Raw genomic sequence first — 24,145 nt, forward strand, 5'->3', positions numbered from 1 at the left:
TTTTACTGATTCTTTACTGAGTGCCTTCACATTCTGCTGTGGTCAATTGCATCGAAATACAGGATCGCTGCCAAATTAAGCGTTGCACGATATCGTGCTTGCCGTTAATTTAACCGAATGGAAGAACAAAGCTGAGTGGTTTTACTGCGGCGCGAGCAGTAGCTCAGCACTCAAAGGAAAGAGAAAATGCAATACCCAATTGATGATGTTCGTATTAGTGCTGTTAAACAGCTTTTACCGCCAGTGGCCATTCTTGAGCGTTTCCCTGCAACGCAAAAAGCGTCACAAACCGTATTTCAATCTCGCCAGGCTATTCACCAAATGCTGAATGATCAAGATGATCGTCTGCTTGTTGTAATTGGTCCTTGCTCTATTCATGATCCAGTTGCTGCGCTTGAATATGCTGAGCGTTTGATGGCTTTGCGTGAAGCGCTGAAAGATGATCTTGAAATCGTGATGCGTGTTTATTTTGAAAAGCCACGTACCACTGTGGGTTGGAAAGGTCTAATTAACGACCCGTATCTCAACAATAGTTACCAGCTCAATGAAGGCTTGCGTATTGGCCGTAAATTACTCTCAGATGTGAATAATTTAGGTTTGCCAGCGGCGAGTGAATTTTTGGATATGATCACCCCGCAATATATGGGTGATTTGATCTCATGGGGCGCGATTGGTGCACGTACCACGGAATCTCAAGTACACCGCGAGTTGTCATCCGGTTTGTCATGCCCTGTTGGTTTTAAAAACGGCACAGACGGCAATATCCAAATTGCGACCGATGCAATTCGCTCAGCAAGCTCGCCACATTGCTTTTTGTCAGTGACCAAATATGGCCATTCTGCCATTGTGAACACTGCGGGTAATGATGATTGTCACGTCATTTTGCGTGGTGGTAACAGCGCGCCAAACTATAGCGCCGCAGATGTGAACGCGGTGACCAGCAAATTGGCAGCTGCCGGCTTGCGTGAAAAAGTGATGATCGACTTTAGCCATGCCAATAGTGAGAAGCAGTTTAAACGCCAAAATGCGGTTGCTGAAGATGTGGCTGGTCAAATCGCTGCGGGTAACAAAGCAATCTTTGGTGTGATGGTTGAAAGCCACTTGGTTGAAGGCCGCCAAGACTTGGTGGAAGGCCAAGAGCTGACCTATGGTCAGAGCATTACCGATGCATGTATTGGTTGGGATGATACTGAAGCCATGCTACGTCTATTGGCGAAAGCGGTGCAAACGCGTCGCGGCTAATGGCAAACATACCGATATTGAAAAGCCGGCATTCAGCCGGCTTTTTGTTTTTTGGCGTGCTTGTTTTTCTGACGCTATTGGTATTCTCTGGGCTGGCTAAACGGCTTCTGGTTTGTGAATGAGATAGCCCTGCAAATAATCAATACCAAGATCTTGTAGCCACGCCTGCTCAGCTTGGGTCTCCACACATTCAGCCACAATCTTGATATTGGCAAGTTTGGTGACTTCACGTAGGTTTTCGATAATCGCGCGTTTAATCGCATCTTGGTAACAATCGCGAACCAAAGAGCCGTCGATTTTTACTGTATCAATGGGCATATTGAGCAGCTGGTTATAGGTGGAATGGCCGGCGCCAAAATCATCCAATGCAATGATAAATCCGGCATTGCGCAGACGCTGCAAGTTATGGCTCAGCACTTCCACATTTCGAATGGTGCCGGACTCAACCACTTCCACACAGACCTTATGTGGCAATAAATTGAGCTTATCAACACTGTAAAGGAGATGCTCAATCCCTGTGCTGGTGCTGAGAAAATCTGGCGATAGATTGATCGAGCCATACTCATAGTTATTTTCAGGCAAATCCTGCAGGTAACGTAGGGCTTTGTTTAAAATTGCCAGCTCTAAGCTTTCCATATGCCCCAGACGATGTGCGCAATAAAATAGCTGCTCTGTATTTAAGGGTTCGCCGCCGTGGTAAAAGCGCGACAACAGCTCAAAGCTGACGGCTTTGTCCGTTTGTTTGCTTTGGTAGTTTTGCCGTACGAGATGAATATCATCGGTACTGATTTGTTCCAATAAGTTGATATAAGGGGTGTAGTGGCTATTGGCACAATCGACGAGTGGCTGCGGATGGCGGTGATCATTGAGCCGAATATTCATATGCAGCAGGTTGATCGTTTGGCGAATGCGATTGCCTTTGTGGCAGCGACAAAAAAAGATATGGTGAATATGAAAATTAATGCCATCAGCCTTGAGCGCATGGTTAATAGTTGGCGCAAGCTTTTCCAAGCGGCCAATGGCCCTGAGATTGTTTTCAATCATGATCACTAAGGATGCGACATCATAGAGCATATAACTATCTGAGTAATAGTCGGTATGATCGCGAATACACTTGGAGATTTTTCGCAGGGTCTGATCGCGCTTATTCAGTGGCTGTTTAAATATCTCGCTGAGATCAATGGCGGCAACAATAAAGTCATTACGCTGAATGGTGTCGTGATCCAATTTTTGAAAGGTGCCGAAATTACTTTGATGATCAAAATAAAGGGCACGATTGGAGCGCTGCGTTTCTTTACGTAATGAATATTTGAAATCTAACATAATGTAGACGACCAAAGAGAACATAAAGAAAATAGTTAGCCGCGTATTGAAGGTCAATAAATCTAATTGCTGATTATCAATAATAAACAGGCTGTAGCCGATGATGATGAGTAAAATCTGCGTTAATTCAGAAAAGTTAAAAGCAGTGATAATCAGTAGTGGCAATAAAAATAGATATAAAATATAGCCATTTTCACCATGTATTTCATAATTTAACAAAAAGAAAATAGCGGTGATCACTGCAAATTTAAATAGATGACGGCTGGTGGATGTGCGCTTAAATTGTTGAATGAGTGCTTGCCATTGGTGTTTTTGATGCATGTGGGTGGCAATCAAACCGGCTACCGGGGCTGCAAGTAAAATACCGATGGAGTCAGTTAAAAATAGATTAAAAGCCTGCGCTGGGGTATAGGTATTTGGCGAAAACAAACCCACGGTAAATGCACATAGCCCGGGTACTAAAAAGACAAAGTAGGCAAAAATCCACCGCGACGCATAGTGCTGGTGATAGATGCGGGTAAACAGAGATTGTGACAACAGCATGAGCACTGTGATGGTGATGCTGTAGAGATATCCCATGCCATCAGGGGTTGGATCAAACAGCATATAGTGGGTCATTAACCCAGCAAACACACCGACGATGCCACTGTGACCATAGATAAATGACAGCGCAACGATGACCCCTGTGGAGATGGAGATAAGTTGCACCTGCGCCACTAAACCTTGCGACTGACTACAGAGATAAAAGCTTAATAGGGTGCTGATATAACTAAGAAAGCCATAGAACAGACGGTCTTTTAGGCTCTTTTGCTTGACCGCTAAAAAATACTCGATCATGCCATGGTTACCATATTCCGACCACGACGTTTGGACTCATAGAGCGCAGAGTCAGCCAATTTATAGGCGCTGCTAAAGGCGCTGTTGTTGGTTGAAATCCCACCAATGGAAATGGTCATATGTAGCCCTGCAATGGGGGTTTCTTCAACCGCTTTGCGAATACGCTCTGCTTTGTCTTGCAGGTGATGTGCACTCATACTCTGAAATAGCACAATAAACTCTTCACCGCCCCAGCGAATGGCGATGTCATCGTTTCGAATCTGCTGTTCAATAATACGCGCTAAGCCTTGAATAACTTCATCACCTTTTTTATGACCAAAGTTGTCGTTGACCATTTTAAAGTGGTCAATATCAATCAATAGCATGGCAAATTGATGCATTTTATTCAGTCGTGATTCGTAGTAATCACGGCGATAAAAATTAGTCATGCGATCGCGTTTAATGGATGCTTCTTGCTGCTTAATCAAAATAGTGACGGCAGAGACCAATAAGGTGATTAAAATGGAAACGACAATGCTTTTTTCCAACACATCGATATAGTTCACGCCAATGGTAATGGGATCTTGATCTGAACAAGGCAACAGGTATTGGGTGCTATAACTATTTGCTGATTGCTGATTGTTGAGTACGGTAAAGTGCTCTTTATTGTATTTATTCAGTGAGTCTGCAATGTATTGCTGCTGAATATCAACAGCTAATACCGCATTGAGCGCGCGGTTATTGTAAATCGGTAAATAGATCGTACGCAGACGTGCTTCACTACCGTTTTCAATATATTCCGGCGATATTTTTAAATTACAGCCATAAAAATGCTGATAGGTATGGCTTAAATTCTCGCGCTCAATGATGTTGACCATCAATGTGTTTTGATTGTAATTGGTGAAATCTTGTTTATAGCGTTCGCGTAGCGGCAAGAAGTGACTATACCCCGCAGGGTAGGCCAGTACGGCCACTGTCCAAAGATTATTGCCAAGGATCTGCTTTAACTCTTGATGCAGCTCTTTAATGCCAGGGGTTAAATCTTTGACTTCGGTAGTTTCGTTGACCAGCACACTCACGGGATCGCTGTCGTATTGACCGGCAACGGTTAAAGTGGAGCTGGTGTTGTTGTAGTAAGCGTTGAACCGGCGAATGATGGCGTAGATTTGTGAGTAATCACTGACCACCTGACGATTTAAGTCTTTGACATGAAAAATGTTATAGGAATGATAAACCAGCGATGTAACCAACAATGAAATGAGAAACACTTTAAAGAAGAAGAAGCCACTCAAAATAGCCTGATGTTTTTCATGTTGACTTTGCATAGAAATATGGCTGTATCATTTTCATTATGGGGCGGAGGATTCTATTTATCATCCGGTTAAGGTCAAATTGCCATTGTTATCATTACAACAAAATATTTTGATGTGCGTCACTATTCTTTTGAAATGAATGGATATTCGATCGGCGCGTATAGTGACATGCATCAATAAAAAACGCAAAAATATAAATGGGCGGCCATTCTATAATGCTTGAATGCATTAAATATTAGACATGTTGCATAGTGAAGTGTTGATGACTCGGGCCATGAAATGTCGGCAAAAAGATGACCAATACGCACAATACATGTGCAAAATTTACAGTGATTGGGGTGGATTTGCATAAGGTGCGCTTGAGCTGGATACGCATAGATCTAGCAATCATGCTTGCTTTTGCTAGACTGCTGCACATCGCTTTAGGAAAGGAAAGAACGATGTTAGACGCAAACCAAGAGATGATTGACAGCTTAGCCAAACTCGAAGAATTTTTAATTGCGATTGAAAATGGTGGTTTTGGTCTCAATAACGCGGCTGGTGTTGCCATGGCAACCAGCAATAGCGATGGTCGTCGTTTTGTTGCTGTGTTGGATGATAAGCATCAACTGCTGCTTGCTCGCTATGTCACAGAAGAGGTGTTTCAAACGGGTCAAGATCTCGTGCGCCAAGGTCCTCGTAAGCACTAATTCAACCTAGGGAGCGATCTCCTATTGCCCTTAGTTTGATTGTATCCCAGTCGCAATAAATCGAAGCATTCCGCCCAAGTCGAACTTGGGCTTTTTTATGCCTCAACGTTAGACTTCAGCTTTATATCTCAGCTGTATGCTTCAGTATTGATTGCCTGTGTTTTGCCTCAAATCATTGGCTGACTTAGACAATGTTTTCTTTTTTATCACGGCGACAGCTGTTCGCTTTAAGTGAAGAACGCCCTTGTTCAAATCAGCGCCGCGGCTCACAAAAGTCAATCGCAGCGTGAATAAAGCTGGCGACAGCTATCGGTGAATCTCATAAAATGAGGAAATCACACCTTCAATTGGCCAGTATTTTTCCTCTTTTATGAGCCGCGATCGCCTTTCCCAGCAGTTCAGCCTGCTGACACAGCACTTTCAAGCCCAACAAGTGGAAACGACGTTGGAGCATCTTTCAGAGCTATTAAGCTGTACGCGCCGAAATTGCCGCATGGTGCTACAAAAAATGGAGCAGCGTGGCTGGCTGTCATGGCATCCAGAGCCTGGTCGTGGCAAGCAATCGCAATTAAATTTTTATACCCAGGATCCCCGCTTTGATTTAGAAAAAGTGGAAGCGGCAATTGCTCAGCAGCGCTGGGATCAAGCTTTTGAGTTGGTTGAACATGATTGGCATCAAATCTCTCAGCTGCTCTATCGTCATTTTGGCCCCAACGCATTGCCGATGCCGGTGGGGGAGCTTTTGCATGAAAAAGAGTTTGATGAGGCACTTTGGCACTATTCTCCGAGCTTAAAATGGCTTAGCAGGTTGCTATTTCGTCCATTGCTGGCAGAGCATGGTTGGGCATGGTTTGCCGATTGCCAAGCCATCGCGCCGCAGCAATGGTTGCTGACCTATCAGGCGGATGTATGGACCTTGCTTGATGGCGTTTCTGTTCAAGCGGTTCTTGATGCATTTATACTGCTTTGCCAGCATCCGCTATTGACCGGGGTCATTGATGTGAAAGCGCATCCACAGGGCATTGTACTGATGATGCATGTGCAGACCACAGATGTGAGCGAGCGTCTTCGTCAATGCGATTGGCCACTGGTGATTCAAGGCCAATCCGATGCATCCGCAGATCGCCCTATTGCATCACTCACTGATTTTGTTTTGCGCACCAGTCGTTATGGACTGGGGATTTATCAGCTTGTACAAGATGAGAAAGGCCTTTGTCTTCGACGCCGCGTATCCATGGCCTGTTACACGCCTTATATACCGGATGCGCCAAACACGCCGCAGGTGGCGACAAGCCGTAATGATAAGGGAGCCGCGCTGATGACGCCTGTTTCTAGCGGGTATTGTGCTGGGTCTAGTGTTGGTCCTAGTTATGGGCGTGGTGCTCAAAATGCGCGCAATCAAATCGCTGTCTCTTGTTCTAAAACTATCCCCCAAAATAAAGAAACACTGCATTGTCAATGGCTTGAAACGCTGCCGCTGACTTTAAGCCCATCAACTGTACCAGTCGCTGGTGGTTTGTCATTTGCAACCAGCCAGTGGCGCAGTTATCTTATGCCGCTTTCGCGTCTTGGCCAGCACCATCGCCTGCCCAGCTATTTTCAAATGGCACCATTGATGATCAATGAATGGTCGCAGTCGCAACCTTGGTTGCTGGCACAGGGCAGCTGGCAGTGGCCGTCGCAAATGCATCCATTGGCCAATGTCAATCAAGCACTGTCGCGTCCCATTCGAGTGGGATTATTTCGCCACTGTGCCATGGCGAAAACTTTGCAAGCTTTGCTCGCAGAGCATTGCGACCAAGCGATCACTTGGGTGTGGTTAACTTGGGCAGATTGGCCCATTTTAATTAAAGGCTCCAGCCGTTATCGCTTGGATTATTTGTGGTTCAACTTTCAAGGTGAGCCCACACTGAGCGACTATGCTGATCTGAGTAAGCTGCTGGCGATGCAGGCTGGCGTGACGGAGCAAGTTGAAGCGTTACCTGATTATCTCGATGCCGCGCATTGGCATGCATGGTATCAAGCGCAGTGGCTGCATTGGCAGCAGCAACATCATTTGATTGAACTGGTGCGCTACACCAGTTCACAAACGCCTTGGCAACAGATAAGCCAAGGGCAGTGGCAAGAATAAATATAAAAATTGAATTTCGCATGGCGATTGCCGTGCATGCTGTAAACCAACATTAGAGGCTTGCTATGTTTTTTGTTGAGTTATTCGTGGTCTTGGGATCTATCCTCATTGGCGCGCGAATCGGGGGGATTGGTCTTGGCGTCATGGGTGGCGTCGGGATGGTGGTACTAAGCTTTGGCTTTGGCATTGAGCCAAGTAGCCCACCGATTGATGTGATGCTGATGATCATGGCTGTTGTATCGGCAGCAGCTGCGATGCAAGCGGCGGGTGGTTTGGATTATCTGATTCAAATCGCGTCATCTATTCTGCGCAAAAATCCACGTTATATTACCTTTATTGCGCCCTTGGTGACTTACTGCTTTACCATTATGGCGGGTACTGGGCATGTGGCTTACTCTGTATTGCCTGTGATTGCCGAAGTGAGCCGTCGTAACGGTATCCGTCCTGAGCGCCCTATGTCCATGGCGGTGATCGCCTCTCAATTTGGTATTGTGGCGAGCCCAATTGCTGCCGCTGTGGTTGCTATGGTTGGCTTTTTGTCACCTTATGATATCTCATTGGTGGATATTCTTTCCGTAACTTTGCCTGCGACCTTCCTTGGTCTTGCCACCGCGTGCTTGTTTGTTAATCGCATGGGTAAAGATTTGGCCGATGATCCAGAGTATCAGCGCCGTCTTCAAGATCCTGAATATCGCGATGCGCTGACGCAAGAGAGCCAATCTGAGGATCAGAACGTGAGCGCTTTGGCGAAATTCTCAGTTTGGATTTTTATGCTCGGTGCCATTGCTGTGGTGGTGATGGGCGGCTTGCCTGAGCTGCGCCCTCAATTTGAAATCGGGGACAAAATTGTCGCGATGAATATGGCGCACACCATTGAGATGGTGATGCTGACTGTGGCCGCCCTGATTATGATGATCTGTAAGCCTGATGGCAATGCGGTGACTCAAGGCTCAGTGTTTCATGCGGGTATGCGCGCTGTGATTGCGATCTTCGGTATCGCATGGCTGGGCAATAGCTTTATTGCTGGTCATGAGGTGATGTTGAAAGAAGCGGTATCAGAGCTTGTAACTGTCGCGCCTTGGACCTTTGCTTTTGCGCTCTTTGGCTTGTCTGTGATGCTCAATAGCCAAGGTGCAACGACTGTGGTATTGGTGCCGCTTGGCTTGGCCCTTGGTTTGCCACCTGCGGTGATCGTGGCTTGTTTTGTCGCTGTGAATGGTTACTTCTTTATTCCAAACTACGGTCCAATCATTGCGTCTATCGACTTTGACCAGACGGGTACCACCAAAATTGGCCGCTATGTGTTTAACCACAGCTTTATGCTACCAGGCTTAATGAGCATGGGCTTTAGCTTGGTGTATGGCTTTGCCATTGCGCACTTTTTGGGCCTAGGCGCTGGGGTGTAGTGAAGACTTCACTGCCTGCTTGATGCGGCTGATGCAGAAAATAAAAAAGGCTCCCAAAGGAGCCTTTTTTATTTTTTAGAACAATCAATTAGCGAGCAAGCGAGCGGCTTTTTAGTTCAAAAATGATTTTTTCCGCGCTACATTCAAACTGGATGCGACCGGTCAGCTCAGTTGAATTTTCATCAACCGGTGAGGTTTCAAACTGAATGTTAGCATTGATGTTCTTTGCTAAATCAACATAACGCTCAAATTCAGCGTTTAGGGTATCAGCACCTTGACCAAAGACTTGCACTGTTGCGACTTCATCACCTGATTTGATGATAAAGCCCATCTCTGCTGCGCAGCCACAGGCTTCACAAACTTCTTGGTTCTCTTTAATTGCTTCAGACATAACGTCACTCCATTCGTTGAGTGGGGTCATTGTAATGCCCTTTATGGGCCTTGGCTAGGCCAGCAGGTGGACATTTTTTTGCACTGAATTTGCGACTTGAGGTTTAAAACTTCCGGACGGCATCAAGGTGCATATATCAAAAAGATTACATCGAATGAAGGTTCAACTTCTGTTCAGCTCCATTCGATAGATTGGTAGCTGTCCATTTCTCTTTCGAGAAAAACCCTTTGATGTTTATCAAACCGCCATGCCCAGTGGCGGTCTTTTTTTGCCTGTTTTTCGTCAATACCACTCAATTGTCGATCCTTTTTTGCCAGTTCAGCAGGCGCTGCGGTGAGTCAGTAAAAAATCCTTGGACACCCATTTCCCACAGTTGTGCTGCTTGCGCAGTGTCATTGACCGTATAGCAAAACACCGGAATTTGTCGCGCTTTGAGCCAATCCACGTTTTTTTGATCAATCAATTTCGCCCATAAGTGGCAAGAATCTGGTGAGATTTCATCAATCAATGCGCGTTTGCTGAGCGATAGCGCATTTGCCAAAACTCCCAAACCATAGCCCAGTGGTTGCTGCGCAAGGTAGCTTTTCAGCGCGCGCATTGTGCGATTATCAAAACTAGAAATCAGTACTTGATTGGCACTGAGCTGGCTGGCTTGAAGTGCAGTCATAAGGGTGTCGACGATATGGGTGGGATTGCGCTGGCGCACTTTAAGCTCAATATTGACACTGAGGTTGAGCTGTTCGACCAGTTGTAGCAGTTCAGACAGGGTAAGCATGGGCTCACCTTGAAAGCGCGGTGCGAACCAGTGGCCCATATCCAATTGTTTAAGTGCTTGAACAGATTGTTGGCGTAGCCATAAACGCTGGCCAATATAACGGGCGAGCTGATAGTCATGACAAACCATTAAGGTACCATCTGCTGCTGGTTGTAAATCCACCTCAATCCATGTTGCGCCTTGCAACGCTGCTGTTTTGATACTGATTGCGGTATTTTCTGGCGCATTAGCCGCTGCGCCGCGGTGGCCAAAAATAAGGGGCGATGAAAGATCCCAGCGCATTGCGCATCCTTGGTGTTCACAGTAATGGATGCGCACACTATAGGAGCGGAGCGCCGCGCTGCCAAGAAAAAGGCGCAAAATTGATGGCAGATTGCACTGATAGGGAGAAGCGTCTTGAAAGCAGATGCGAGGACACCTAAGGTTGAACATAAATCCAATCAGCCTTGTAAATAGATGATGCAAACACAAGAGATTCAAGATTATTTTCTGCAACTTCAACAAAGTATTGTGGATGCACTAGCGCAGCACGAGCCCAACCATGCGTTTATCCAGGACCGATGGCAAAGTGATTTGGGCCAAGGTATCAGCTGTGTGCTCCAAGGTGGCGAACATTTTGCCTCTGCTGGGGTTAATTTTTCTTTCGTTGAGGCGGCGGCCTTGCCTGCGGCAGCCAGTCAAAAAAGGCCGCAACTTGCGGGGTTGCCTTATCAAGCCATGGGTGTTTCCATGGTGATCCATCCGGTCAATCCGTTTGTGCCGACCTTTCATGCCAATGTGCGCTTTTTTATCGCGACAGACCCACAAACGGGTGAGCAGCATTGGTGGTTTGGCGGCGGCTTAGATTTAACCCCATATCAGCTTATTGAGGCTGATGTCACGGCGTTTCATCGTGCTTGCGAAGCTGCGTGCCGTCCATTTTCACCGACGCTTTATCAAGAGCTTAAAGCCAACTGCGACCGCTATTTTTATCTGCCGCATCGACAAGAGCATCGCGGGGTGGGGGGGCTGTTTTTTGATGATTTTAATCGCTGGCCCATGGCGCAATGCTTTGCATTTGTCCAAGCCGTGGGTGAGGCTATTCATCAGGCCTATTTACCGCTGATCGAAAAGCGAAAAATGATGCCCTATGATCAGTCGCATCTTGATTTTCAGGCATTTCGTCGCAGTCGTTATGTTGAATTTAATCTGCTTTTCGATCGCGGCACGATTTTTGGCATTCAATCTGGGGGGCGTACAGCATCGATTTTGATGTCCATGCCGCCAGTTGCCCATTGGCACTACCAAGATCTGCCTCCCAAAGATGAGGCGCAGCGTGCGCTGATTGCCGCAATTCGTCAGCCTGTGGATTGGTGAGTGCACTTTATTCAGTGTTTTTCGCTGCAAAATTTGTGATGCATAAGCAAACCATTGCTGAGTTCGTGTTCACAGTTTCGCACTGTAACAGTAGGATTTGACTTAGAATTTACAGAAGGGATGGGTTGAGTTGATATAAAGCGACCAAATTATTGGGCGAACAATGATTCATCTTATGAATTGCTGTGCGCCATTGCCAATCTTTGGGTGGCTCTATGGAACTCACGCTAACATCTCAAACTGCTCATCCGCGTCTGCAAAAAGCAGGGGATCACCTGCCTTTCGATTATGAGGTGGTCCCAGGGCGTGGTGCGATCACCCGTTACTTTGAATTGCGCAAAAAAAGAAATCGTGTGCCACTAATTTTGGGCAATACCCGAGATATGCAGTTGCTACTTGAAAATAGCTACAGTCGCGCACATGATTTTGTGCAAACCAAAGCCTTAGCGCAGGCGCTGAATTTAACCATGTGGTTTGATCAGCAAGCCGCCACAGACCGTGATTATTATCGTGCGCCACGTGGCTCATGGCCCAACCATAATTTCGATAAACTCGATTTCTCCATTCATCAAGATATTTTGGCGGGCAACCCCAAGTACCAAGTGGTGATTGGACAATTGCCACTGAAACAAGCATGGCAGGCTTGCGGATTTTTGAATTACGGTGGTTGGGCGCGATGTCCTGCGCCGGAAGTGCATATGGCGCTATTTTGTCATTGGCAAGCGCAGTATGGCGCGCAGGTAGCGGCGATGACGGGGGATATCATCGAGGTGTCTGTCGCGAACCCGCCGAAAACGCCGCAGCAAGCGATGATCTTGGCCCATGAGCAATTTATCTACTGTCCCGATATTGTGCATCAAGGCGTAGGCACCTTAGAAAATCTAGCAGCCAGCCTTCTCAATAGCCCTGTATGGTATTTTTGGTGGGATATGTCGCGTGCAGATGACTTGCTTTAGGGTGATGCTTTGAATTTTCATGAAGTATTCATTCATGGTGAAGCGCAAATTCGCGGGACAGGATGACAACTCAATCGATTGCAAAAAAGAAAAGGCGCATGAGCGCCTTTTTCTTTTTAAAGATAACTAATTAGTGTTAAAGATAACCCGTTGAATGGTGTTTTGATGCCTCGCTAAATTAATTTAGCCATGGCTCAGTGGTAAAGCGGCCAAAACGCAGGCCAGCTAGGGTATTGCTCTTGTACCTTTGCAATAAATCGCCACAGGGGCAGGCTGACATCGGCGGGCAGCTCGCCGCGAAAATAGATACGTAGCTTTTCTTCAATCTCTTTTCTGGTCAAGGTACAAATATCGAAAAAGCAGTCCTCATCACTTACCCATGTGGGCTGCAGCGCTGGATCTGGCTCAAGTAGATTGATCAGCAATTGAATTTCACGCCCGACGGCTTGGCTGTGGTGGTTATCTTCAAACTGGGAAAGGTGTTCACTCATAGTGGGCTAAAATCCATCTTTTTTGCCAGTAACAGCAGTTGTTGCCGCGTACCTGCACTGCCTTCAAGCACAACAGTCATCTGTGGGGCGGCCATAATTTGCAGTTCGCAGGCATCGCACTGGCTATCTAATAAAATCCCTTCTGCTTTGCCAAAACTCAAGCGTTGAGCGCCCATGGCTTGTACCAGTTGTGGCGTTTCAAGCATATCCTTGAGTAAGGGTTGTAGTGGATTATTGAGTAAAACACGCACCATGATTTGATGCCCTTGTGGGTCATAATAGCGCTGCTCAAGTCGCGCTAAACCCAACATCTTTTGCGGGTGGTCGATGGTGTGGGGATCGCGCTGCCATGGTGTGTCGAGTGCGGGTAAACGCGCTGCGATCTCATTGAGTGCTTGCTCAAAAATTAAAAAATGCGCTTGTTCTAAAGCCGTGCTTGCCGCAAGTAATTGACCCTGTTGATAGTGCGCTTGTGATTGTTTAAGCGCAGTGCCAACATCATCTTGGGCAAAAACTGTCCCTGTGATGAGCGTGAATGCTAAGCAGAAGGTGCGGGGGCGTAATTGAAAAAAGCGCATATGCTCTCCAAGCGAAGTGGTGATAAAGCCGTCAGGCAGTCTACTGGATATGGCAAAAACATCCATCCCCGATATCAGATTTTATGGACTAATCTGTTGTTTCTTCATTGAGAAACAAGCAAAAAAGTGGCGTAAAGCGCACCCAATCCATCGCCCTCAATTACACTCATCGCATGCTTTTCCTTTGAAAGTGAGCTGTGTTGACCATCAAGCTGAAATTAATGATTTGTCATCTGGTGCTGCTGTTAACAGTGGTGCTGGCGCTGTCTTTTTTGCAGTATAAGCAAAGTATGGCACGCCATATTGAGACTACGACGCGCCATAAAGTTGAATTGGTGCTGGGTCTTCGCTCCTTTTATTCCTTTGCTATTGCAAGAAATGAGTATCAAAACACCCAATCACCACTGCTATTACAATATTTAAAAACCCAGAGCAGCTTAAAGTGGTTGGTCGTTCGCGGCACCAGCGATGACGGTGTGCCTTTTGAAAGCCAATATATTGATGAACACAATCGGATCATTCGCACTTTTTATCCCAGTAATTTCTTACAACGCCTCAAAAAACTGAAAATTTCCGCACGGACAAGGCAACGAGAAGAATATGAACTTGCGAAAACATCGCGGATTCAAATGACGCCGATTTTGCAAAAAATTCGTTTTCAGCAGGGCGTTTTTTATGACCAGTCTAATGCTTTGCTCTACGTGAAAATCAATACGGATAATTTACGTGGTGGGGCTATCTATGCGTGTTTTGATGTGAGTCATTTAGAAACTGAAGATCAAGAGATTGCCCATTTGATTGTTGAGCAAATGGTGATGTTGGCAATCACCCTGATTATTTTAAGTTTGCTGCTTTCCTATTTACTCACCCGTCCTTTAACACGTTTAGCTGCCTTGATGTCGCATGATATTTCTAAAATTGATGCACCGCACCTGCCTGGCTTAAATCGAAATGATGAGATAGGACAGATCACACGGCAGTTTTCCAATTTGATTTTGCGTGTTCAACGGCAAGTTTCAGAACTCTCATTCTTAGGCTCCATTGATTCGTTGACCTCGCTTTATAATCATGGCCAATTTGATCAAGCGCTTAATGATATCGCCCAGCACCATCAGCGACGCGCAGGATTAATCTTATTTGATCTCGATAAATTCAAGCATTTCAATGACAGTTATGGTCATCCTGCAGGCGATAGAGCCTTGGTGCAAATCGCACAAACCACTCGCTATGCTGTGCGAGGCCAAGATCGTTGTTTTCGCATTGGCGGTGAAGAGTTTGCGGTGATCTTGCAAAGTTGTGATGAGTACGTGGTGCGTGATGTCGCGCATCGACTACTCGATTTAGTGGAAGGATTGGCCATTGCGCATGCTGATAACGGTACGTCAAAAAATGTGGTGACCATTTCTATTGGTTATCTGTTTTACGATCCGGCTAAGGGGATGCAAACGGCTACGGAGTTATACCAACGCTGCGATCAGGCGTTGTATCGCGCGAAAAAACAGGGCCGGCATCAGGCAATTCAAGCGGATTAAGGATGATGCACTCATATATGGTTTTATACATCACTTTCATGAACCATTTTCATGAGCCAGTTGTGGCTGTGTTGTTTCAATAGGGCGGCGACACATCATGGCCGTTTGAATGCATTTTGCCAGCTCATCTTTGGTGATGGGCTTGGTTAAAATCGCATTGGCGCCCGCATCACGAAATGCTTGGTGCGCTTCTTGAAAGACATCGGCAGTACAAGCAATGATTGCTGGCGTGTGTTCACCAAGTAATTGCCCAATGGCCTGACAAGCTTCAATCCCATTCATCACTGGCATATGGTTATCCATAATAATGAGATCAAAGGCTTGCTGCTCAGCAGCTTGCAGTGCGAGTTTGCCATTTTCCACCCAAGTTACCTGATGCCCCATTTTTTGACAAAACTGTTGGGCTACCATGGCGTTGACCTGATTATCTTCCACCAGCAGGATTTTGAGCGATTGCGGTGTGCTATTGGGCAGATTAGCGTTGCTATTTTTTTCTATTTGACCATTTTCTACAGGTAAATAGGGTAGGGTGACTATAAATCGGCTTCCGCGGCGAAGCTGACTTTCCACTTCGATACTACCGCCCATCAGTTGGACTAGCTGCTGAACAATGGCGAGGCCAAGGCCTGTACCTTGATATTCACGCTTACTATGGTTTTGCCCTTGAGTAAATGGTTCAAAAAGATGCTCAATCAAATGGGGTTCGATGCCGATCCCTGAGTCTTGCACTATCAATTGAAGTTGTTCGCGCTGAGTACGTACCGCCAATTCAATGGTGCCTTGATGCGTGAACTTCACCGCATTGCTCAGTAAGTTATGCAGAATTTGGCGAAGGCGCAGCGCATCCCCTTGAATGGGTTGTGTCAGCGCTTCAATTTGGGTTAAGAATTGAAGCCCTTTTTGAGCACACAGGCTTTGATAAACAGAACAGATATTGTCGAGCTGCTCGGGTAAGGAGAAAGGCGCAATCTGAATGCGTAACTCGCCTTGCTCAATTTTTGAAAAATCGAGAATATCATTAACCAAACTGAGCAGATGGCGGCTGCTGGCATAGAGCGTATTAAGCTGCGCTTGCTGGGACGAAGGTGGCTGCTGGCTAGCCTCCTCTTGTAGCAGCTCGGCAATCCCTAAAATGCCGTTGAGTGGTGTGCGAATTTCGTGGCTCATGGTCGCTAAAAAATGTGATTTAGCATGATTTGCCTGCTCAGCCGCTTGTGTGGCTCGCTCACTTTGTTTTTGCGCATCTTTTAGCGCCGTAATATCTAAACCTTGGGCAATGACAGCAACCACGGCGTCATTGACGATCACCGGTGAGATATTCCAAAGAAAGGCGCGGTCATGCATGCCATGTAGCACCACACCACAAACGGCTTGACCACTGAGCGCTTTTTTCAAGTGAGGTTGGGCGGCAAGGACAAAACGCTCAAAGATAGGATTGGCTTGCTGTTGGTCGACAAAACCAAGGGCTTGTTGACCCGCTTTATTGATATGTTCGAGCTCAAGATGATTGCGCCAAACGACGATGGGCGACATGGCTGATTCAAACAGACTGTTTTGATACTGCTCCTTGGCAAAAAGCTCCGAGAATGCAGCTTCAATGGCATACCCTAGGCGGTTAAATTCGCTGATTCGGCTAGGCGTGTAAGCTGCCGCGCGATGGTAATGGCGAGTGTTATTGGCATAGTCCACAAGTTTGCTCAGCGGTGTCACTGCTGCGCGTTTGAAGATATAGGCGCATAACATAGATAAGCCAATTAACACCACCAGAGCGATAAATAAGTTGCGTTGCAGTTGCGCGGTTAAAGCGGCTGTGACTGTGTCATCGAGCAAGGTCACAATGGCTAAGTCGTGGTAATCCCCGGCTAATTCAATGGGGGTGACTTGGCGCAAACGGCCATGGGGGATCGCTTTTCCCATTAAGCCATTGAGATCAGCCGAATGGGGTTTTGCGGTTGCGGTAACGATATGACCATTGACCATTAAAGCCAAGGCTTCAGCATTGACTTTTTGTTGCAGCTCGGATGCCAAGCTGAGGTTATCCTCAAGGGCTAAAACGATATAGCCCTTGGCCACCATTTCACCCGTTTGAACATCAATAATCGGTCGCGAGCGAACAAGAAGGTGCTGATGACCTAACATGCTAGTGCTTTGGTGGGCTTGCCATTGATTGTTAGATTGCTGTTTTGCAATGGCCATTAACTCGGCAGGCTCTAAGCCAAAGAACAGGCTATTGCTATCTTGCCAGAGCATTTTTTGGCTATTGGCAATAAAACGAAAATCCGGCGTATACAGTGACGCTTGCTCATCACTTTGTGTGAAGTAATTTTCAATTTGACTGAGCTCACCCTGTTCAAGCCATTGGATGAGTGAACTGTCTTGCAGCTGGTATTGCTGCGCCAGTGACATCGTATCGAGTCGATGGGTGAGTTCGCTGTCGAGTTGTACATCGACTTGGGTGAGTTTGCGCGCGGTTTCGCGCGCAATGTTGTCTTTATTCGCAAAGTAGTTGCTAAAGATTAGGGTGACCAGCACGGTGCCGACGCATAATACAAAGAGGACCGATAGATATTTGGCCAATGAGTATTCGCGTGGTTGGTTCATGGATTGGTCACCTGCGCAGCAGATTGGGTGGCAAGCAGCTGGGGATGATCGGAATAGCGAAAGGCGCGTTGTTTTAGCCGTTCTATTTGCGACTCGGGCGTCTGGCTGGTCACAATCGCAAACTGGCCAGAATAAACCAAGGGCGTCGGCTGAGCACTGAGATCGGCTTTGATCGCTTCTGCCATGGCCACGCCTGTATCGTCATTCATACGCATAACAGTGACATCCATCTCGCCTGCTTTGATTGCATCGAGTTCAGCAGAGCCGCCGCCCCAACCATTCACTTTGACCTGATGGGTTAGCCCCAGCTCTTTAAGCGCATCAATGGCGCCCAGCGCAATATCCGTTGAGCAAGCATAGAGTAGATCCAATTTAGGATAGGCTTTGAGTGCAGATAAGGCCGCGGTATAAGCGGATTGTCGGTTGGCCTTGGTATAATAGGCAGTCTGCATTTGATAGAGCTCATCATTGCCCATGGCATCAATAAAAGTATCACCTCGGGCGCTACTGATATAACCAGGGGTAAAATATAAAACGCCATATTTTAGCGGTGTGGGCTCTGTGCTTTGGAAAAAATTAGCGAGCATGCGACTGCCTGTCGCATGGTCAAATCCAACATACATAAATGGTTGGCGCGCCTGCCACGCTTTTACGGGCGTCGTGATATTTTGCAACATGAGCTTGGGCTTGCCTTTGCCAATCACCCGCTCAATAAACTTTCGGTGCTTTAAGCTATCTAAGGTGAAAATAAGATAGTCGGGCGATGACTGTAGCGCATCCAGTAGGTATTGGGTTTGCTCGCGACTTTCAGTGGCTGGCTTGGTGTAATAGGGCGTTAAGGTATATGGAATATTTAACGCCTGCAGCCGCGCTTCAAAGGCGGTGATGTTACGACGCCAATAATCTGAAATTTGCTCAGCAGGATAGATCACCGCAATAGAAATGGGCTTTTTGGGGAGTTGAGTGAGCGGCACTGGGTCATTTTGCACTGTCACGGCAAAAGTTTCAGTCAGCGGCACTTGTTCGGGATGTAAGGCAAGATATTCAGAGAGTTCCCAATAATCCTTGAGAGACTCTTTCGCTGATATCTGAAACGATAGGCAGCAAACGAGCAGCGCAAGCCCAATAGCTTTCATAATCCTTATTCCCTTTGCAGCAGACAAAAAAAGCACGCATTCAAAAGATTAGTCGAGCAAATTGATGCGTGCATCCCTTGCCGTTCAAATCATTACGAAATCATCATCGTTGTATATTTTTTCAGGCGATCATTTCTTGGTGCGCCGATAAATTAATCGGCAGCGGTATAAAATGCAATATTTTTGTGAGCAATGTCTTGTTTTTCATTCTTTTGTGCAGCAAAAACGCAAATGACATAGAGTCATTGCACATGTTTTATTGCGTGTTTGTGATGACGGGTCGGTAAGACAGCTGCGGTTAAAGTAAATTGGCTTCAATAGCGCTCTATGACTGTGGTTAAATTGAACAGATGATTGAAAAATTCATGTCAATTTTGCAATGAAGGCTTGTGTCGTCTTGATTGTGCTGGCATTTTTCTGTTTATTGCGAGAAGTATCTTTAAGGGATCAATATGTTGAATAAAAAACGTGCAGCCGTCATGGTGTTGGCATCACTCTTTGCAATTTCTGGTTGTCAAACAACCCGCCTGAATGCGGCAACTGGCGAAGAGGAAACCAATGCAACAACCCAAGGCGCTTTGGTTGGTTGCGTCGGTGGTGCGATTGCTGGTGCACTGATCAAGGATGACAAGCGCGGTAAAGGTGCTTTGGTTGGTTGTGCTGGTGGTGCGGCTGTGGGTGGCGCGATTGGTTACAATCTGGATCAGCAAGAAGCTGAGCTGCGCAAAGTGTTGGTTAACTCAGGCGTGCAAGTACAGCGTAATGGCGACACCATTCGCCTGATTATGGCTGATAGTATCACTTTCCAAACCGCATCTGCGAGTTTGAACCCATCGATTAAAAACCCACTTCGTAGTGTTGCAAAAGTGATGGATCGCTATGAAAAGAGCCGTCTTGTAGTTTCTGGTCACACCGATAGCCAAGGTGATGCAAACTACAATATGCAGTTATCACAATCGCGCGCACAAGCTGTGGCTAACCAACTATTGGTTAATGGCGTTGAGCCAAGCCGCCTGATTGTTCAAGGGTTTGGTGAAAATATGCCGGTCTGCAGCAACAAAACCTCAAATGGTCGTGCATGTAACCGTCGTGTAGAATTGGATATTACCTCTAACTAATTGAATTAAAATATGTTAAGGCGAGCGATGGCTCGCCTTTTTTGTTTTAATTTCACGATTACGACTGAAGCGAAGATGAAAGGGAAAGCATGGCGAAAATATGGATGATTGCCTGTTGTAGCTGGCTGAGCGTTTCATGCAGTTTGGCCAATGAATCAAATAATCATGTGCCCGAGAGTGTTTGCTTTGGCAGCACAGGCAACGGCGCCTTGCAACATGGTGTGGCTTTGCCTGCTCAGGGAGAAAACTTCACCAGCTATAGCTTGATGGCACAAGCGCTTGATCGCAATTACGTTCATAGCAAAGTGGCAAGCATAGTCGTCAATGCATTTACTGCATTGGCCCAGTCACATCCGCAATATCGCTATAAATACGCCGAAACGGGCGCCCGTGAAGGTGGCAAATTTTACCCACATAAAACGCATCAAAATGGTTTATCGGTGGATTTTATGACACCGATGATCGATGAAAATGGGCAAAGCCAATGGCTACCGACGCATCCATTCAATCGTTATGGCTATGATATTGAGCTCAACAAACAGGGTAAATGGGATTCGTGGCAAATTGATTATGAAGCAATGGCGCTTCATCTTTATGCCCTACACATTGCCGCAATTGAAGCTGGGGTCGATATTGACCGAGTGATTTTTGACCCTAAATTACAGCCGCCGCTTTGGCAGACATCGGTGGGTTCCTATCTGAAAAAACATGTGAAATTCTCTAAACGCCGCTCATGGGTTCGGCATGATGAGCACTATCATGTTGATTTTAAAATTCGCTGCCAGCCGTTGAATTGACACTGTAAATTGAGTGCTGACAGCGCAGGGATTGAAATAACGCATACTAGTTGCTTCCCATCTTGATGACCGCTGTTGCAAGATTGCAGCAATTGCTGCCATCTTGACTGAAAGATGGTGTTTTTTCACAGGGAATTTAAATTGAAAAGCGCTAGCGCAAGGTAAACTAGGTCACATTTATGGCGATCATTATTTAATGGCACCCAAGCAAGGATAGTTCGATGCCAATCATTCATTGCATTAGTTGTATTAACCCAACGCAGCAACAGGCCATTGCTCAGCAGATTCAAGGTGAATCCGCGGCGATGCAATTTGATGAAAATACCCTGTTAACCACACTCTATGGCTACGATGTTTACGATCTGCCGAGCTACCTCAAAGCGAGTGTTCGTTTAAGAAAAGCCTTGATGTCAACTTGGCAACAGCTCAATGAGCAAGGGATTGATTTACTGCTGTTATTTAGTGCGCATACCCGTGAACAGCAAGGCTGGTTGACGCAGCTGGCAAAGGACACGGGACTGCAAGTTCAGCTGCATGTGCCGACCCAGTTGGATGCATCACCTGAGCGATGCGCTATTGCCAAAATTAAGGCGCAAATCTACGCCCTTGGTGAAAGCTTTGAAATGCCGGTGGAAGGTGCGCGTATTGAGGTTATTCGCCATGAATAGATGGCTGCGGGTGATCTGTGCTGTATTTGCCGCGCTTTTTTTACTGCTTGGCGCCATCAGTTACATGCTCTATCGAGATGCCGGGCAAGGATTGAAAGGCAATGCAGAATATGCCGTGGTTTTTGGCAATCAAGTTTATGCCGATGGTTCGCTTTCAAATCGGCTCAAAGCTAGGCTTGATGCTGCGCTTGGGCTTTATCAAAGTGGTCGCGTAAAACAGATTATTGTCAGCGGTGGGGTTGGTGCTGAATTGCAAGATGAAGCCATGGTGATGGCGCGATATTTAGAGCGTCAGGGCGTTCCTGCGGCGATGATTTTAGTGGATCGCAGCGGCGTGAATACTGCGGCGACGGCACGCAATGTTCGTCAGTTGCTTGCGAAAGATACTGCAATCGTGGTGGTTACTCAGCGCTATCATATTTCACGTGCCAAGCTGGCGATGCGCCAAGTTGGCTTTACTGATATCTCAGGTCATTATCCTGATTATTATGAGTGGCGTGATATCTATTCATCCCTTCGTGAATGCCTTGCTTGGCCAGATTACTGGCTGCGCGCGCCCAGTCAATCGACGTCGATGACCTCAGCTTTCGTGCCTCAAGCGAATTAATAGCCATCCCCCAATTATTTTTCTGCGCTTTAACGATTGAAATCCCGATAGGTTGATCTAGCCTCTCGGGATTTTAATCATTTGATTTATCTCAATGAGACATGAAGCGATTTGGCTATGACAATGACAAAGCATGACGAAGCATGGCTGTGATCTTCATAAGATCGCTATACCTTCGGTTTGCTATATGCGAGTTCGCTATTGGGCTATCCAGCTCTCTTTATCATGCGCGTGCGAGAGGTAGTGATTGAGCTGTGCGATAAACGATGCTTTGGCTTTTGTATCAACGCAAAAAATATCGCTTAGCAGACGCTGCGTCGCATTCTCTGTCACCATTGCTGTGCCATATCCCTGTCCTGATTTGGTTACAAAATAGAGCTGAACATCGTTTGCTGGTTGGCTGAGATCCATCTGTGTTAAAAACTCGATGATGTTGGCGCGAAGGGCTTCCGGCCAACTGAGCTGGTAGAGTTTCACAAATTGAATCATGGTCCGGTTATCAGAAACGCAGTAAAAATTGAGCTGATCATCTGCGCTGCAGTTCTCGGATGAGAGCTGCTGGACTGAAAGTGAGGATTGCGTGGCTTGATAGCTGTGCATGCCGGCGAGACTTTGCTCAGTTGGGTAGGGTGACTGGCTGATAAAGTCACATAGCCATTGATTTTTTAAGGACAGCAGTGAATGATTTTGCATTATGATACGTTCTTTTATATCCAGATTTCACCATACCGCAATGCGTTGCTGAATGTAAGCTCAATCCTTTGCAAAAGCTGCCGATATAGAGAAAAGCTGAGCGAAAGAACAATGGAAGGTGCATGAATATATTTATTTTGCTGCTGAGTGTGATGGCCATTGGTCTGATTGCGGTGCTTTGGCACTATTGGTCGACCAGTCAACGGGTGAAGGCCAACGCCAGTGCTGAGCTGAAAAAAGCGGAGCAATACCATCGCGTGCTGCAAGAGTCTCGTCAGGCGGAGTACGCCGAAAAGGAGTTTAAAGCGCGCACCGGTCATATCGCGAGCCAGCTTTATTTGGCCAAAGAGAATGAGACGACGCAGCCGCATATCGCCATTCAATGGTATGAAATGGCAGCAAAACAAGACAATGATCTCGCCCAGCATGCGTTGGTGCGTCTTTATATGCAGCAATCCCATGTCATGGGGGAGGCTAAAGCGCGCGGTGCATTTTGGCAGTTGGTGATTGAAAGCCGAGAAGGGAGTTTTCAAGCCAAATACCAACTGGCGCAACTATATATGGAAGGTATCGGGACGGAGCCCAATCGTGAGTTGGGCTTGAACTTATTACATGAGTGCGCAGAACACGGGCTACTACAGGCCCAGCTGTATCTGGGCGAGTATTATTTCCATCAATCGGGAGATAGTGCTTACCAAGAAGCGCTTCATTGGAACTATCTCACTGCAAGGCTCAACCAGGTCGAAGCGCAAATTCGGCTGGGTGAGATGATTCAGTCACGGTTTCAAGATGATCAGGGGATTGATCATGCGCGCTATTGGTTTGAACGTGCTGCAGAGCAAGGCTCCCTTGAGGCGATGTATCGTGCTGGTTTGTCCTATCGTACGAAAGATGCAACCAGCAAAGCGATCGGTTATTTATGGCTGTTTGTGGCGGCCAAATTAGATTACGAGCCAGCCAAATCTGAGCGTGATGTAATTGCCAATCAAGTGAATGTGGATGATTTGATTGCGATTCAAAAAGTGGCGCGTCAGTTGATCAAGCGGTTAGAAACCGGTCCTTATCGCAAGCAGGTGGTGATCGCAGCGCTTGATAAAACCTATGCGCGCAGTACCCTTCATTTTGAGCATTTTTTAGATCAAATTTGGGCAGATGGGCAAACTATTCCGCTGCCAGACAGCGTGCAATCTTCGGGGCAGTCTGCGGTTGGCCATTCAGGTGTTGATCCCGTCAGTGCGAATCCTGCGGTGAATGTCGATTCGACGGTAAATTATGCGCAGAGCAGTTGGCAAAGCTATACGACGCCTGTTGACTTTCCTGAAGCGGTTGAGATGCAACCGTCGGCTGAAACAATCATACCGGGTAATGAAAATAGCAATTAATTTATGAAGTCCTGCATTGAATGATTGATTTCATTGATTATTTTTGTAAGATAGCAAGGTGCATTTCAGCACCTTCTTTTTTCTCTCATTTTTTCCCCATTTTTTGATATGCATTTTGTTCTGCGCCTTTGTTACGCCGTTTAA

The 24,145-nt window shown here is 46.5% G+C and carries 22 protein-coding genes; 12 read left to right on the forward strand and 10 right to left on the reverse strand.

Features of this window, described 5'->3' with window-relative positions; genetic code table 11:
- Nucleotides 1-186: 186 nt before the first annotated feature.
- Entirely contained in the window at nt 187-1,242 is a 1,056-nt protein-coding gene (gene aroG / locus L9P36_RS13725; protein WP_237467982.1) for a 3-deoxy-7-phosphoheptulonate synthase AroG, read from the forward strand.
- 96 nt (nt 1,243-1,338) lie between these two features.
- On the opposite strand, the gene L9P36_RS13730 is transcribed toward aroG, so the two are convergent.
- The gene (locus tag L9P36_RS13730; RefSeq protein WP_237467983.1) at nt 1,339-3,402 is read right to left on the reverse strand and encodes an EAL domain-containing protein; all 2,064 of its coding nucleotides are present in this window, start codon (nt 3,400-3,402) and stop codon (nt 1,339-1,341) included.
- Nucleotides 3,399-4,706, reverse strand: a complete 1,308-nt coding sequence (locus tag L9P36_RS13735) for a GGDEF domain-containing protein (protein ID WP_237467984.1) — start codon at nt 4,704-4,706, stop codon at nt 3,399-3,401. The genes L9P36_RS13730 and L9P36_RS13735 overlap by 4 nt, the downstream gene beginning before the upstream one ends.
- 428 nt (nt 4,707-5,134) lie before the next feature.
- Between L9P36_RS13735 and L9P36_RS13740 the strand changes: the two genes are divergently transcribed.
- The 3 genes from L9P36_RS13740 to L9P36_RS13750 all read left to right on the forward strand — a co-directional run bounded on the left by L9P36_RS13740 (nt 5,135) and on the right by L9P36_RS13750 (nt 8,920).
- Nucleotides 5,135-5,383: a hypothetical protein gene (locus L9P36_RS13740; protein WP_237467985.1), complete on the forward strand. Its 249-nt coding sequence runs from the start codon at nt 5,135-5,137 to the stop codon at nt 5,381-5,383.
- A gap of 370 nt (nt 5,384-5,753) precedes the next feature.
- Nucleotides 5,754-7,514, forward strand: a complete 1,761-nt coding sequence (locus L9P36_RS13745) for an SgrR family transcriptional regulator (RefSeq protein ID WP_237467986.1) — start codon at nt 5,754-5,756, stop codon at nt 7,512-7,514.
- Nucleotides 7,515-7,579: 65 nt separating this feature from the next.
- Complete coding sequence (locus L9P36_RS13750) at nt 7,580-8,920, forward strand: anaerobic C4-dicarboxylate transporter family protein (RefSeq protein WP_237467987.1); 1,341 nt, start codon at nt 7,580-7,582, stop codon at nt 8,918-8,920.
- 88 nt (nt 8,921-9,008) lie between these two features.
- Here the strand turns inward: L9P36_RS13750 and L9P36_RS13755 are convergent, their stop codons facing one another.
- From L9P36_RS13755 to L9P36_RS13760, 3 genes are all read right to left on the reverse strand, one after another.
- The gene (locus tag L9P36_RS13755; protein WP_237467988.1) at nt 9,009-9,311 is read right to left on the reverse strand and encodes a DUF406 family protein; all 303 of its coding nucleotides are present in this window, start codon (nt 9,309-9,311) and stop codon (nt 9,009-9,011) included.
- A gap of 173 nt (nt 9,312-9,484) precedes the next feature.
- Complete coding sequence (locus L9P36_RS16410) at nt 9,485-9,607, reverse strand: hypothetical protein (RefSeq protein WP_290368711.1); 123 nt, start codon at nt 9,605-9,607, stop codon at nt 9,485-9,487.
- Nucleotides 9,604-10,368, reverse strand: a complete 765-nt coding sequence (locus L9P36_RS13760) for a glycerophosphodiester phosphodiesterase (protein ID WP_237467989.1) — start codon at nt 10,366-10,368, stop codon at nt 9,604-9,606. Before L9P36_RS13760 ends, L9P36_RS16410 begins: the two co-directional genes overlap by 4 nt.
- 174 nt (nt 10,369-10,542) lie before the next feature.
- Between L9P36_RS13760 and hemF the strand changes: the two genes are divergently transcribed.
- Both hemF and L9P36_RS13770 read left to right on the forward strand, forming a co-directional pair.
- Nucleotides 10,543-11,442 carry an oxygen-dependent coproporphyrinogen oxidase gene (gene hemF, locus L9P36_RS13765; RefSeq protein ID WP_237467990.1) on the forward strand — a complete coding sequence of 300 codons (900 nt, stop codon included), beginning with the start codon at nt 10,543-10,545 and terminating at the stop codon, nt 11,440-11,442.
- 215 nt (nt 11,443-11,657) lie between these two features.
- Entirely contained in the window at nt 11,658-12,398 is a 741-nt protein-coding gene (locus L9P36_RS13770; RefSeq protein ID WP_237467991.1) for a DUF4253 domain-containing protein, read from the forward strand.
- Between the two features lie 194 nt (nt 12,399-12,592).
- On the opposite strand, the gene L9P36_RS13775 is transcribed toward L9P36_RS13770, so the two are convergent.
- Together L9P36_RS13775 and L9P36_RS13780 are read right to left on the reverse strand one after the other, a co-directional pair.
- A complete protein-coding gene (locus L9P36_RS13775; protein ID WP_237467992.1) occupies nt 12,593-12,889 on the reverse strand; it encodes a hypothetical protein in 297 nt (98 codons plus the stop codon).
- Nucleotides 12,886-13,467: a hypothetical protein gene (locus tag L9P36_RS13780; RefSeq protein WP_237467993.1), complete on the reverse strand. Its 582-nt coding sequence runs from the start codon at nt 13,465-13,467 to the stop codon at nt 12,886-12,888. Before L9P36_RS13780 ends, L9P36_RS13775 begins: the two co-directional genes overlap by 4 nt.
- Nucleotides 13,468-13,664: 197 nt before the next feature.
- On the opposite strand from L9P36_RS13780, the gene L9P36_RS13785 reads away from it, so the two are divergent.
- On the forward strand, nt 13,665-14,999 hold the full coding sequence (locus L9P36_RS13785) for a GGDEF domain-containing protein (protein ID WP_237467994.1): 1,335 nt from the start codon (nt 13,665-13,667) through the stop codon (nt 14,997-14,999).
- A 36-nt stretch (nt 15,000-15,035) separates the two neighbouring features.
- Here L9P36_RS13785 and L9P36_RS13790 read toward each other — a convergent pair whose 3' ends face one another.
- Nucleotides 15,036-17,600: a LuxQ periplasmic sensor domain-containing protein gene (locus L9P36_RS13790; protein WP_237467995.1), complete on the reverse strand. Its 2,565-nt coding sequence runs from the start codon at nt 17,598-17,600 to the stop codon at nt 15,036-15,038.
- Nucleotides 17,597-18,736 (reverse strand): autoinducer 2-binding periplasmic protein LuxP, encoded by a 1,140-nt coding sequence (locus L9P36_RS13795; protein ID WP_237467996.1) that lies wholly within the window; start codon nt 18,734-18,736, stop codon nt 17,597-17,599. The genes L9P36_RS13790 and L9P36_RS13795 overlap by 4 nt, the downstream gene beginning before the upstream one ends.
- Nucleotides 18,737-19,188: 452 nt before the next feature.
- On the opposite strand from L9P36_RS13795, the gene L9P36_RS13800 reads away from it, so the two are divergent.
- From L9P36_RS13800 to L9P36_RS13815, 4 genes are all read left to right on the forward strand, one after another.
- Entirely contained in the window at nt 19,189-19,854 is a 666-nt protein-coding gene (locus L9P36_RS13800) for a YiaD family glycine zipper/OmpA-like lipoprotein (protein ID WP_237467997.1), read from the forward strand.
- An 89-nt stretch (nt 19,855-19,943) separates the two neighbouring features.
- Nucleotides 19,944-20,651 (forward strand): penicillin-insensitive murein endopeptidase, encoded by a 708-nt coding sequence (locus L9P36_RS13805; RefSeq protein WP_237467998.1) that lies wholly within the window; start codon nt 19,944-19,946, stop codon nt 20,649-20,651.
- Between the two features lie 221 nt (nt 20,652-20,872).
- Entirely contained in the window at nt 20,873-21,319 is a 447-nt protein-coding gene (locus L9P36_RS13810; protein ID WP_237467999.1) for a hypothetical protein, read from the forward strand.
- On the forward strand, nt 21,312-21,926 hold the full coding sequence (locus L9P36_RS13815) for a YdcF family protein (RefSeq protein WP_237468000.1): 615 nt from the start codon (nt 21,312-21,314) through the stop codon (nt 21,924-21,926). The genes L9P36_RS13810 and L9P36_RS13815 overlap by 8 nt, the downstream gene beginning before the upstream one ends.
- Before the next feature lie 198 nt (nt 21,927-22,124).
- Here L9P36_RS13815 and L9P36_RS13820 read toward each other — a convergent pair whose 3' ends face one another.
- Entirely contained in the window at nt 22,125-22,619 is a 495-nt protein-coding gene (locus tag L9P36_RS13820; protein ID WP_237468001.1) for a hypothetical protein, read from the reverse strand.
- A 122-nt stretch (nt 22,620-22,741) separates the two neighbouring features.
- On the opposite strand from L9P36_RS13820, the gene L9P36_RS13825 reads away from it, so the two are divergent.
- Nucleotides 22,742-24,001, forward strand: a complete 1,260-nt coding sequence (locus L9P36_RS13825; RefSeq protein WP_237468002.1) for a tetratricopeptide repeat protein — start codon at nt 22,742-22,744, stop codon at nt 23,999-24,001.
- Nucleotides 24,002-24,145: the final 144 nt, after the last annotated feature.

Source organism: Vibrio stylophorae (assembly GCF_921293875.1).
In the GTDB taxonomy this organism is placed as follows: domain Bacteria; phylum Pseudomonadota; class Gammaproteobacteria; order Enterobacterales; family Vibrionaceae; genus Vibrio_A; species Vibrio_A stylophorae.

Excerpts from the sequence above, each read along its gene's own strand:
- L9P36_RS13760 (WP_237467989.1), bottom strand. The coding sequence starts at position 10,368 with ATGCGCTGGGATCTTTCATCGCCCCTTATTTTTGGCCACCGCGGCGCA.
- L9P36_RS13755 (WP_237467988.1), bottom strand. The coding sequence starts at position 9,311 with ATGTCTGAAGCAATTAAAGAGAACCAAGAAGTTTGTGAAGCCTGTGGC.
- L9P36_RS13770 (WP_237467991.1), top strand. The coding sequence starts at position 11,658 with ATGGAACTCACGCTAACATCTCAAACTGCTCATCCGCGTCTGCAAAAA.
- L9P36_RS13825 (WP_237468002.1), top strand. The coding sequence starts at position 22,742 with ATGAATATATTTATTTTGCTGCTGAGTGTGATGGCCATTGGTCTGATT.
- L9P36_RS13750 (WP_237467987.1), top strand. The coding sequence starts at position 7,580 with ATGTTTTTTGTTGAGTTATTCGTGGTCTTGGGATCTATCCTCATTGGC.
- L9P36_RS13795 (WP_237467996.1), bottom strand. The coding sequence starts at position 18,736 with ATGAAAGCTATTGGGCTTGCGCTGCTCGTTTGCTGCCTATCGTTTCAG.
- L9P36_RS13820 (WP_237468001.1), bottom strand. The coding sequence starts at position 22,619 with ATGCAAAATCATTCACTGCTGTCCTTAAAAAATCAATGGCTATGTGAC.
- L9P36_RS13800 (WP_237467997.1), top strand. The coding sequence starts at position 19,189 with ATGTTGAATAAAAAACGTGCAGCCGTCATGGTGTTGGCATCACTCTTT.
- L9P36_RS13810 (WP_237467999.1), top strand. The coding sequence starts at position 20,873 with ATGCCAATCATTCATTGCATTAGTTGTATTAACCCAACGCAGCAACAG.
- L9P36_RS13805 (WP_237467998.1), top strand. The coding sequence starts at position 19,944 with ATGGCGAAAATATGGATGATTGCCTGTTGTAGCTGGCTGAGCGTTTCA.
- aroG (WP_237467982.1), top strand. The coding sequence starts at position 187 with ATGCAATACCCAATTGATGATGTTCGTATTAGTGCTGTTAAACAGCTT.
- L9P36_RS13790 (WP_237467995.1), bottom strand. The coding sequence starts at position 17,600 with ATGAACCAACCACGCGAATACTCATTGGCCAAATATCTATCGGTCCTC.
- L9P36_RS13815 (WP_237468000.1), top strand. The coding sequence starts at position 21,312 with ATGAATAGATGGCTGCGGGTGATCTGTGCTGTATTTGCCGCGCTTTTT.
- L9P36_RS13740 (WP_237467985.1), top strand. The coding sequence starts at position 5,135 with ATGTTAGACGCAAACCAAGAGATGATTGACAGCTTAGCCAAACTCGAA.
- L9P36_RS13780 (WP_237467993.1), bottom strand. The coding sequence starts at position 13,467 with ATGCGCTTTTTTCAATTACGCCCCCGCACCTTCTGCTTAGCATTCACG.
- L9P36_RS13735 (WP_237467984.1), bottom strand. The coding sequence starts at position 4,706 with ATGCAAAGTCAACATGAAAAACATCAGGCTATTTTGAGTGGCTTCTTC.
- hemF (WP_237467990.1), top strand. The coding sequence starts at position 10,543 with ATGATGCAAACACAAGAGATTCAAGATTATTTTCTGCAACTTCAACAA.
- L9P36_RS13775 (WP_237467992.1), bottom strand. The coding sequence starts at position 12,889 with ATGAGTGAACACCTTTCCCAGTTTGAAGATAACCACCACAGCCAAGCC.
- L9P36_RS13745 (WP_237467986.1), top strand. The coding sequence starts at position 5,754 with ATGAGCCGCGATCGCCTTTCCCAGCAGTTCAGCCTGCTGACACAGCAC.
- L9P36_RS13730 (WP_237467983.1), bottom strand. The coding sequence starts at position 3,402 with ATGATCGAGTATTTTTTAGCGGTCAAGCAAAAGAGCCTAAAAGACCGT.